This window comes from Sulfurovum sp. (assembly GCF_015493435.1).
Taxonomy (GTDB): Bacteria; Campylobacterota; Campylobacteria; order Campylobacterales; family Sulfurovaceae; genus Sulfurovum.
Map to the genome: position 1 here is coordinate 22,597 of NZ_WGDD01000006.1, position 6,713 is coordinate 29,309.

Here is a 6,713-nt window from a genome sequence, read left to right on the forward strand (position 1 = left end):
GGAGGATGTCATGGAGATCACAGGCAACTATGTGGATATTTTCAATCGGGAGATCTTCCCTGCGAAGGTGACGGTCAAGGACGGACGGATCGATACGGTAGAACGGATCGAAGCGCGTTGTGAAAGTTTTATACTGCCTGGATTCATCGATGCGCACATACACATTGAGAGTTCCATGCTGCCTCCCAGCGAATTTTCACGTCTTGCCGCCTGCCACGGGACGGTCGCTACGGTATCCGACCCGCATGAGATCGCCAATGTCCTGGGGATCCCCGGTGTCGAATATATGCTGAATAACAGTGAAGAGACACCGTTCAAGTTCTATTTCGGTGCCTCTCCCTGCGTGCCGGCAACGCCTTTCGAGACCAGCGGTGCGGTACTGGGACCCGATGAGGTGGAGACCCTCCTGAAAATGCCTCAGATAAAATATCTCTCCGAAGTGATGAATTTTCCCGGCGTGGTCAATGATGATCCCGATATGCTCGCCAAGATCGCAAAGGCCAAAGCCCTGAACAAGCGCATTGACGGGCATGCTCCGGGGCTGCGCGGGGATGATCTGACGAAATACATCCATGCCGGTATCGAGACGGACCATGAAGCCTTTACGTATGAAGAGGGGCGGGAAAAAGTGCAGAAGGGGATGAAGATACTCATCCGGGAAGGGTCAGCGGCCAGGAATTTCGAAGCCCTTGCCCCGCTCATTGCCGAGTATCCGGAGATGCTGATGTTCTGTTCCGATGACAGGCACCCCAATGATCTTGCAAGGGAACACATCGACGGACATGTCAGGCGTGCTGTTGCCAAGGGTTATGACCTGTTCGATGTGTTGAGGATCGCCTCGGCAAACCCTGTAGAACATTACGGCCTCGAAGTCGGCATGCTCAGGGTAGGGGACCCGGCCGACTTCATCGTGGTGGAGGACCTGAAGGAGTTCAAAGTGCTTCAAACGGTCATAGACGGCAAAACCATCGCCAAAGGGAAAAAGCCGATGATCGATTCTGTCCGTGTGGAAACCCCGAACCGTTTTCATACCAGCGTGAAAAAAACGGAAGATTTTTTCCTGGAACGCTGTGCCCATACAGAGATTATTCATGCTATCGACCATTCTTTGATCACGGAAGAGGAGATCATGGACTTTTCTTCCGGAAAAGCGGGGGATGTATTGAAAATCACAGTCGTCAACCGCTATGAGAATGCCACACCGGCAGTCGCCTATGTGCACGGTTTCGGTTTGAAGAAAGGCGCCATCGCTTCCAGTGTTGCACATGATTCACATAACATCATTGCGGTAGGGTGCAGTGATGCGCTCATTGCCAAGGCAGTCAATACGATCATTGAAAAGAGAGGAGGTATCTGTGCTGTGACCGAAGAGGAGACGGAAGTACTGGACCTTCCCATTGCCGGTCTCATGAGTGACCGGGACGGTTTTGAGGTGGCAGAACGCTATGCAAAACTCGATAAAAGAGTGAAAGAAGAATTCTGCTCGCCTCTGAGTGCTCCTTTCATGACACTCTCTTTTATGGCACTGTTGGTCATTCCCGAACTCAAGCTCAGCGACAAAGGACTTTTTGATGGGCGCAGTTTCCATTTTATAGATAATTGCAGGATAGATTGATGGATCTTTTCAAACTCAAGGAGCATGATACCAATGTCAAAACGGAAGTGATAGCCGGGATCAGTACTTTCCTTGCTATGCTCTATATCATCCCGGTCAATGCAGCGATCATGAGTGAGGCGGGAATGCCTTATGATGCTCTGGTGACAGCAACGGCGCTTATGACGATCATCGCGACACTTCTCAATGTATTCTGGTCTAATACTCCCGTAGCCATGAGTGTCGGGATGGGGCTCAATGCATTCTTTACTTTCGGCCTTGTCAAAGGGATGGGAATGACGTGGCAGACAGCGCTGGGAGTAGAAGTTGTTTCCAGTGTGCTGTATGTCCTTGTAACACTGACACCCTTGCGGCGCTGGCTTGTCGAAACGATGCCTCTGGATTTCAAACGTGCGGTCAGTGCCGGGATCGGTGCTTTCATTTCATTTATCGGTCTGGAACAGCTTCATATCATTGTCAAAAGTGATGCTACACTGGTGACACTCGGAAATCTGAAGGAGACTCCTGTATTGATGGGGATATTTGCACTGCTTCTCTCTCTGCTTCTGTTGCTTCGAAATGTGCGCGGTGCATTTATTGTCTCCATTGCAGTTACGACGGGTCTGGCATGGATTCTGGGGATTTCAGAACTGCCTAAAACTTTTGTCTCTATGCCGGCATCTATATCGCCACTTTTTTTTCAGATGGATATCGTAGCAGTATTGAAGTGGTCAATGATTCCTGTACTCTTGACATTTTTGATTACTGATATCTTCGATACGCTGGGTACCCTGACTGGACTGGGGCTTCGTGCCGGTCTTTTTGAAGGGAACCGCTCCGTAGCACTTGAAAAGAGTATTCAGGCGGATGCAGCAGGTACCTTTCTGAGCGGTTTCGCCGGTGTGACCAGTACTACACCTTTTATAGAAAGTGCAGCGGGTGTAGAGGCAGGCGGCCGTACCGGACTGACGGCACTGGTTACAGCACTGCTTTTCATTTTGCCTCTCTTTGCGCTTCCGTTCTTCAAGTCCATTCCCTCTTTTGCCATCTATCCGGTTCTGATACTTGTAGGAACTATGATGTTTTCCGAACTGCGTGCCATCAATTACGATGACCCGGCTATGCAGTACAGCACTTTCTTTACAGTGATCGGCATGCCGTTAACCTATTCGATCACAGATGGTTTAATGCTTGGTGCATTGGTATATGTAGTAGTGAAAGTAATGAATAATGAGATAAAGGAGACTAGCAAGGGTATGATGGTATTGGCTGGTATTGGTATCCTTCTTTTCTTCTTTTTATAGACAAAGGAAATTAATCATATACTGCTTACTGTGGTAATAGACGGTTATGACAAAGAGAAATATTTGATAGAATAGGGGGATTAATGAGAAGTACAAGAGTGAAAATCATTTGCACTATACTTATGACAGTTGTTTTGTATGTAATATTGTTTGTTTTTTTCGACAGAAGTATCGATCTCTGGATACATCATAATATACCGGGTACAAAAATGGAGTTGATCGGGAAACAGATCTCGGTATTGGCCTCATCCCTCTACGTCAGCCTTGCACTCCTATGTGCTTTTGCCTATATTGTCATTGCTGATCCGGGCATACGGAAACAAAGTACCAAGAAACTTTTTTTTATCGTCATTTCTATGACTGTTGCCATTATGATTGGTGAGGGCTTCAAATACCTGCTTGGGCGCTACAGACCCGTATTTCTCTTCGAACATGGTAAATACGGCCTGCACTTTTTTACTACAAATTGGCTGATGAACTCCTCGCCCTCCGGCCATACCATAAGAGCATTCTCTTTTTTTACTGCTTTGGGATTGCTATTTAAACGCTATATGCCTCTTTTTATCGTTTTGGCATTGATGATTGGGGCAAGTCGGATCCTTCTTACTGCACATTATCCCAGTGATGTACTGTTTGGAGCCTTTATTGGCATTATGACTGCTATATGGATGTACAACTATTTTTTTAATGGGATTGAAGGATGATTGGGCTGGGCGATTTTAGTGAATATTTCAGGAAAGATCTGCATGGACAGGATAAGTACTTCAAGCCCACAATGTACCGCGGTGTTGCTGTACTATTTCACAATCCTAAGGGAAATGATTCTGTTGCTTTAGCCGCGGAATAAGAGAGAAGTTAAACTAACATTTTTTACTTTGTGCCTGTTTATAAATTCATCATCACGGCAACCGTAAAAAGACTGCCTACAAGGGTAATGAAAACCAGCTTTGCAGCCAGTTTGGCATCACAACCATACTGTTTTGCCAGGACAACACTGAGCATGGCTGATGGCATGGCAGCTTCAAGAAGTAAAACCTGAAGCTGCCAGTTTTCCAGAGACATCATGCTTGCAGGGAAAAAGACAAGTACAGGTGCCAAAATAAGTTTGATCATAATGACAAAAAATACTATCCGTATGATATTTCGCATGGATGAGAAATTGAGAAGTACTCCTACGGTCAAGGCTACAAGAAAGGTATTGGCCTTGGCTATAATATGAATGGCTTCAAACATTGGCGTAATCAATATACCGGTAGATCCAAGAGGGGAAAAAGACCAAAGCAATCCCAGTACAATTGAGATGAAAATAGGGGAACTGAAAAAAAGTGCAGCGCCACTGTATAGAGAATTTTTTGTCTGTTTCCCAGTTCCGTAATACATGGCGATCATCACACCAATGGTAAAGAGAGGCAAGCCTACACCAAGCTCCGAGATAAAGGTGGCTTCTGTAAGCGCAGCGGTATTGCCAGGGAATAGCTCCACGATAAGAGGGTAGCCCAGCAGTGCAGAACTTCCAAAAGCTGATACCAGCAAAAAAGTCCCCATTTGATCTCGTTCCAGTTTCAATAACCGGCCAATCATCCATGCAATCATCAGTAGAATGATTTCAGATAAAAAAATGTAAAAAAAGAGAAGAATATATTGCCATTTGACAGAAGACCTTGAAAGCGCATCAAAAATAAGTGCGGGAAGTGTTACGTGTGTGACAAGCTGGGAGAAAAGTGTACCGTTTTCTTGTTGGAGTATCCTTTTTTTGCGTAACACAACAACGAGTAAAATAACACAGGCAACGATAAGAATGGATGTGAGAGTATGTAGATAGGTATGCATAGTTATAGTATAACTTTCTTTACTTTAAGGGGAACCTTATATTTTTATCCCAAATTATGCAATCGAATGAGTGCCATTTTGTTAATAATCTTTTCAGTACTGCCTAAATAAAATGGGGATATACTGTAAATATCACACTATCTGCAATGGGAGGCAGGGATATTGCCCCGGTTAAGCCTGTAAAAGTGCAGGAAGTTGTCTATAGTGATATAACAACCTACGCTTTTACGTAGAGTGTATCGATATTCATAGATTTATGTTCGACTAAATAAAACAGCTATTAGAGGATATGGCCGGATGCGATGAGAAGGTTTTGGGTGATGTGAAAATATCAAGCTGGAATATCGGTGCAGTGTATAAATGTTGATTTTCGAATAGAAGCTGAAAGGATCAATCATGAAGCGATTTCATGTAAAGTGGGTACAGGAGTTTGTTCTATATTTTCTGTTGTTTTCCCTAAGCATTGTTTTTTCCGGATGCAACTCTGCAACTTCACAAAAAGAGAGCCTGACTATTATCGGTACGGCTGACTTGCAGGGATTGATGGAGCCATTTGTACAAGAGTATGAGATCAATGGAACTAAAAAGGAGATAGAAGGCGGCGGTATCAGTAGGATTGCTTCTGTTTTAAAAGAGGCCGGATCAGAAAATCCTTTCGGTACTTTTGTTCTTTCAAGCGGTGATGATCTGATGGGGCGTTATTTCCATACCTTTAAAGGGGAAGCGATCTATTCTCTGATGAGTCAAAGCGGGTATGCACTCTATGCACCGGGAAACCATGAGTTTGACAAGGGTACAGAGATATTCGCACATGCCTTGGACTATGCGTCGTTTGATACGATCTGTTCCGATCTGAGTGTCAAAGATACTTTGCTGGAAGGGAAATGTATCCCCTATAAGATCATTTATGCAAAAGGTGCAACCATAGGCTTTTTCTCTCTGATGACAGAAGACCTGCCTCTCATCAGTACTCCGGGAAAAGTCAAACTTTCCGCGGACAATTTCGCCTCAGCCCGAAAAATGGTTGAAATACTCAAGAATGAACACTGCGATATTATCGTAGCTATTACCCATATAGGGCTGGATCGGGACAAGGCGGTTGCACAAAAAGTCAAAGGGATCGATGTGATCTTTGGCGGCCACTCCCATGAGTATACCCGGCAACTGGTACATGTAGGCGATACACTGATCGTCAATGCCGGCGAACAAGGGTCTTATGTTGTGAAACTGCTTCTTCCTCTTGACACTCAGCATCATATCAGAAAAGATAAAGCAGAATACAGCTTGATTCCGATCATTGCCCCCATTGTCGCAGACAGTGATGTTGAGAAAACGTTGGAAACTTACAAAGCACAACTGCCTGCGACTGTCATTCTGGGAAAAACCACTGTAGAATGGGATCTGACCACAGATGCGCTGAGAAAAAGGGAATCCAATGTCGCAGACCTCATCAATGACCTTTTGCGTCAAAAATTCTCTGTAGATATCGTGATGAACAATGCAGGAGCATTCAGGGGTAAAAAGGTATATCCTCCTGGGGATATTACCGATACCATGCTTCATGAGATTGATGAATTCTCAAACAATGTATACATCATGAAGATCAAAGGAAAATATCTGCGTCAGATACTGGAACACAGTGCAGCTTCATATGGAAGAGGAGGCTTGATGCAGGTTTCGGGTATACATTATACGATGGATCTCAGCAAGCAGGCACAGGTGATAAAATATAACGATAACGGTTCTTGGACCATTGAACAGGCAGGAGAACGGGTCAGCAAGATAGGGATAGTATTGCCGGATGGAACGCTAAAACCCCTGGAAGATGAAAAAAAATATACGCTTTTATCCAATGCCTACCTTGTTACACATGCCGGTGACGGCTATTTCTGGTTCAAACAGTATGGCACCAACCCAAAAAATACCTATACGACATTCTATACGATCATGGCCGGGTATCTGGAAAAACATACTGTGATGAATCC

The 6,713-nt window shown here is 44.8% G+C and carries 5 protein-coding genes; 4 read left to right on the top strand and 1 reads right to left on the bottom strand.

The window, feature by feature from the left end:
• Positions 1 to 10: 10 nt before the first annotated feature.
• From ade to F8L24_RS01480, 3 genes are all read left to right on the top strand, one after another.
• Positions 11 to 1,615: an adenine deaminase gene (gene ade, locus F8L24_RS01470; RefSeq protein WP_294951122.1), complete on the top strand. Its 1,605-nt coding sequence runs from the start codon at positions 11 to 13 to the stop codon at positions 1,613 to 1,615.
• A complete protein-coding gene (locus F8L24_RS01475) occupies positions 1,615 to 2,898 on the top strand; it encodes an NCS2 family permease (protein WP_294951123.1) in 1,284 nt (427 codons plus the stop codon). Before ade ends, F8L24_RS01475 begins: the two co-directional genes overlap by 1 nt.
• An 83-nt stretch (positions 2,899 to 2,981) precedes the next feature.
• Entirely contained in the window at positions 2,982 to 3,602 is a 621-nt protein-coding gene (locus F8L24_RS01480; RefSeq protein ID WP_294951124.1) for a phosphatase PAP2 family protein, read from the top strand.
• A gap of 181 nt (positions 3,603 to 3,783) precedes the next feature.
• On the opposite strand, the gene F8L24_RS01485 is transcribed toward F8L24_RS01480, so the two are convergent.
• On the bottom strand, positions 3,784 to 4,728 hold the full coding sequence (locus tag F8L24_RS01485) for an AEC family transporter (protein WP_294951125.1): 945 nt from the start codon (positions 4,726 to 4,728) through the stop codon (positions 3,784 to 3,786).
• Positions 4,729 to 5,124: 396 nt separating this feature from the next.
• Between F8L24_RS01485 and F8L24_RS01490 the strand changes: the two genes are divergently transcribed.
• Positions 5,125 to 6,713 (top strand): 5'-nucleotidase C-terminal domain-containing protein (locus tag F8L24_RS01490; protein ID WP_294951126.1); only part of this gene is annotated, 1,589 nt, incomplete at its 3' end.